The sequence below is a fragment of the Streptomyces sp. XM83C genome (assembly GCF_023072675.1).
Lineage (GTDB): Bacteria > Actinomycetota > Actinomycetes > Streptomycetales > Streptomycetaceae > Streptomyces > Streptomyces thermocoprophilus.
The window spans coordinates 1-3,640 of record NZ_JALLGL010000445.1; the positions used below are offsets into that span (position 1 = coordinate 1).

The window sequence follows — 3,640 nt, forward strand, 5'->3', positions numbered from 1 at the left end:
CCCCCGCCTACCGCCGCCTCAGCGTCGAGGAACGCCGCGCCCAGCTCCTCACCGCCGCCCTCGGCCTGTTCGCGCACCGCGCACCGGAAGAGGTCTCCCTGGACGACGTCGCGGAGGCGGCCGGCGTCTCCCGCCCCCTGGTGTACCGCTACTTCCCCGGCGGCAAGCAGCAGCTGTACGAGGCCGCGCTGCGAAGCGCCGCCGAGGATCTCCGGCACTGCTTCGACGAGCCCCGCACCGGCCCACGCCTCCCCCGCCTCGCCCGCGCCCTCGACCGCTACCTGGCCTTCGTCGACCAGCACGACGCGGGTTTCAGCGCGCTCCTCCAGGGCGGCAGCGTGGTCGAGACGTCCCGTACGAGCGCGATCGTCGACGGCGTGCGCCGCGCCGCCGCCGAGCACATCCTCAGCCACCTGGAGGTGGACTCCCCCGGCCCACGGCTGCGGATGACCGTCCGTATGTGGATCACGGCGGTGGAGGCGGCGTCGCTGATCTGGCTGGACGAGGGCAAGCAGCCGCCCGCGGAGGAGCTGCGGGACTGGCTGGTGGACCAGTTCGTCGCGGTGCTCGGCGTGACGGCGGCCCGCGATCCGCAGACGGCGGCGGTGCTCGCGGAACTGTCGTCGCCGCGGCACGCCGGCTGATCCCGGACACTGGTGCCGTGAAGAGCGAGAACACCCCCTTCGAGGGCGGCCCGATGGACGGCCGCGTCCTCCCCGTCCTGCTGGGCCCGACGGGGCAGCCCCCGAAGACGTACCGCATCCCGGTCCCGGACACCGAGGGCGGCGGCCCGCCGACGGTGCTGGTGTACCGCCGGGAACCGCGCGGGCACAGCAAGCGCCTGGGCCTGCCCAAGGGATGGAAGTACGTGTACGACGCGGAGGGGGACACACGCACCGGCCCGCGCTGGCCCTGGTCACGCCCGCGACCGCAGCCGCGCTCCCGCAAGGCCGCCCCGCACGACGAACCGAACGAGTGACGGGGTTGCGCCGAACCGCGCACGCCCGGCGCGCGGGATTCCCGTGGCGCGCTGATGCTCACGGTGCGGAGCGGACCCACCGCCCCCGCACCGGAGGTGATGACGTGTCAGGAAGGCCGACCGCCCGGCTCGTACGCCTGACCCGCACGGCGGTGTGCGCCGCGCAGCTCGCGCTCCTGCCCCTGGCGGCGCCCGCGGCTGCCGTACCGCAGCCGGGCGACGAGCGGTCCACGGCCGAGCTGCTGACGGACCTTCAGCGGCTGTTCCGCGAGGCGGAGCGGGCGACGGAGACGTACAACGCCACCGAGGAGGAGCTGAGGAAGCGGCGCGCGGAGGCCGACCGGCTGGACGCCGCGCTGGCCCGCGCCCGGGTCGGCCTGCACGACAGCCGCACCGCCGTGGGCCGGCTGGCCCGGCAGCAGTATCAGGGGGGCGACGCGTTCTCCCCGTACGTACGGCTGCTGCTGGCACGCGATCCGCAGCAGGCGCTCGACGAAGGCCATGTCATCGGCCGGGTCGCCCGTGAACGGGCCGCGAAACTCGCGCGGCTCACGGACAGCGAGCGCCACAGCCGGGATCTGGCGCGCGCGGCCCGCAAGGCGCTGGACGACCAGCTCACCCTCGCGGCGCGGCGAAAGAAGCAGCGGGACGACGTGCGGGCACGGCTGCACGACGTGGAGGAGCTGCTCGCGTCGCTGAGCCCGGACCAGCTCGCCGCGCTGGCCGAGCTGGAACGCACGAAGGCGGACGAGGCACAGCGGAAGCTGTCCGCGTCCGGCGCGCTGCCCGCCGACGACGCGAAGCCGTCCGACCGCGGGGAGCGGGCGCTGCGCTTCGCCCGGCAGCAGCTCGGGAAGCCGTACGAGTGGGGCGCGGAGGGCCCGGCGGCGTACGACTGTTCGGGCCTGACGGCGCGGGCGTGGGAGGCGGCCGGGACGCCGATCCCCCGCACCAGCGAGGAGCAGTGGGCGCGGCTCCCGCACGTCCCGCTGAGCGAACTGCGCCCCGGTGACCTCGTGCTGTACTTCCCGGAGGCGACACACGTGGGCATCTACGCGGGCGGCGGGACGGTGATCGAGGCGCCGAGGGAGGGGGAGCGGATCAGGCGCTCCCCCATCGCGACGTATCCGATCCTCGGCGCGGTACGCCCGGACGCGGACCGCGGCCCCACCACGGCGGCCCGGGACGACACTCCGACCGCACGGGACGAGAGCACGACCGCGCCGGACGACCCGGCCGCACCGCAAGGGGACGACGCCCCGGCCGAGGCGGACCGCTGAGGCAACCGCCCGGCCGCCCCGCCCCGCCCGCGCCCGCCGGGGTCAGGCGCCCGTGACGGACGCCAGGTACGCCTTGGCCTTCTCCGGCTCGAAGAAGTACTCCTCGAAGTCCGCGGGATCGTTGAACCCGTTGGCGAAACGGTCCGCCACCTGCTGGAGCTGCCCGGCGGCGCCGACGATCTCCAGGACGTGCTCGGGCGGCGGCGCCAGCATGGCGTTGGTCCACTTGGTGACGTGCTGGGCGGTGTTCCAGTACCGGTCGAAGGTGGCCTGCATCCACGCCTCGTCGAAGGGCCGGTCGCCGTGCTCCAGGATGGCGGCGAGGTAGGCGGCGGCACACTTGGACGCGGAGTTGGAGCCCTGGCCGGTGATCGGGTCGTTGGCGACGACGACATCGGCCACGCCGAGGACGAGACCGCCGGAGGGCAGCCGGCCGACGGGCTTGCGCACGGTCGGCGCGTAACGGCCGGAGAGCGTGCCGCCCGCGTCGGTGAGTTCGACCTTGGTGGCGCGGGCGTACTCCCACGGCGTGTACCGCTCCATGAGTTCCAGGGTCAGGGAGAGGTGCTCGGCCGGGTCCTTCACGCCCTTGAAGACGTCGAGGGGGCCGCCGGGTATGCCCTCCCAGAACAGGATGTCGGCACGGCCCGAGGTGGTGTACGTCGGCATCACGAACAGCTCGCCGACACCGGGCACGAGGTTGCAGCGGACCGCGTCGAACTCCGGGTGCTCGGGGCGCGGGCCGAGGCCGTGGACGTACGCCACGGCGAGGGCGCGCTGCGGCTCGCTGTAGGGGGACCTGGACGCGTCCCGCTCGAACATCGACACGAGTTCGCCCTTGCCGGCGGAGACGAGGACGAGATCGTACGTACGGGAGAAGTAGTCGAGGTCGGAGACGGCGGCGCCGTGGATGACGAGCTGGCCGCCGCGCTGCGCGAAGGTCTCCATCCAGCCGGCCATCTTCACCCGCTGGTCGACGGACTGGGCGTAGCCGTCGAGCCGCCCGACCCAGTCGATGGCACGGGCGGCGGGGCCCTCGGCCCACGAGCCGGGCGCGGCGACGGAGACGCCGAGTCCTTCGATCTTCGGGGCCTGGGACTCCCAGAAGTTCAGCTGGAGATCGCGCTCGTGCTGCAACGCCGTGTGGAACATGCACTGCGTGGACATGACCCGGCCGGAGCGGATCTCGTCCGCGGTCCGGTTGGACATCAGGGTGACCTCGTAGCCGTGCGACTGTAGGCCGAGGGCGAGCTGGAGGCCGGACTGGCCGGCCCCTACGACGAGTATCTTCCGCATGCGGGAACGTCACTCCTAGCTGGACTGCGGGGGGGCTGCCCCATGGGGACTCGGGGACTGCCCCATAACTGACTATTATACACAT

4 protein-coding genes are annotated in these 3,640 nt (G+C 73.5%); 3 read left to right on the forward strand and 1 reads right to left on the reverse strand.

All coding sequences use genetic code 11. The annotated features are described in order from the left end of the window. From MTQ10_RS28875 to MTQ10_RS28885, 3 genes are all read left to right on the forward strand, one after another. Positions 1-644: TetR/AcrR family transcriptional regulator (locus MTQ10_RS28875; protein WP_247473310.1), on the forward strand; the 644-nt coding region annotated here is incomplete at its 5' end. 17 nt (positions 645-661) lie between these two features. Continuing rightward, positions 662-979 (forward strand): hypothetical protein, encoded by a 318-nt coding sequence (locus MTQ10_RS28880; protein ID WP_247473312.1) that lies wholly within the window; start codon positions 662-664, stop codon positions 977-979. A gap of 104 nt (positions 980-1,083) precedes the next feature. Further along, positions 1,084-2,259, forward strand: coding sequence for a C40 family peptidase (locus MTQ10_RS28885; RefSeq protein WP_374117721.1), 1,176 nt, complete (start codon positions 1,084-1,086; stop codon positions 2,257-2,259). A 42-nt stretch (positions 2,260-2,301) separates the two neighbouring features. On the opposite strand, the gene MTQ10_RS28890 is transcribed toward MTQ10_RS28885, so the two are convergent. Next, a complete protein-coding gene (locus MTQ10_RS28890) occupies positions 2,302-3,555 on the reverse strand; it encodes a styrene monooxygenase/indole monooxygenase family protein (RefSeq protein WP_247473315.1) in 1,254 nt (417 codons plus the stop codon). Positions 3,556-3,640: the final 85 nt, after the last annotated feature.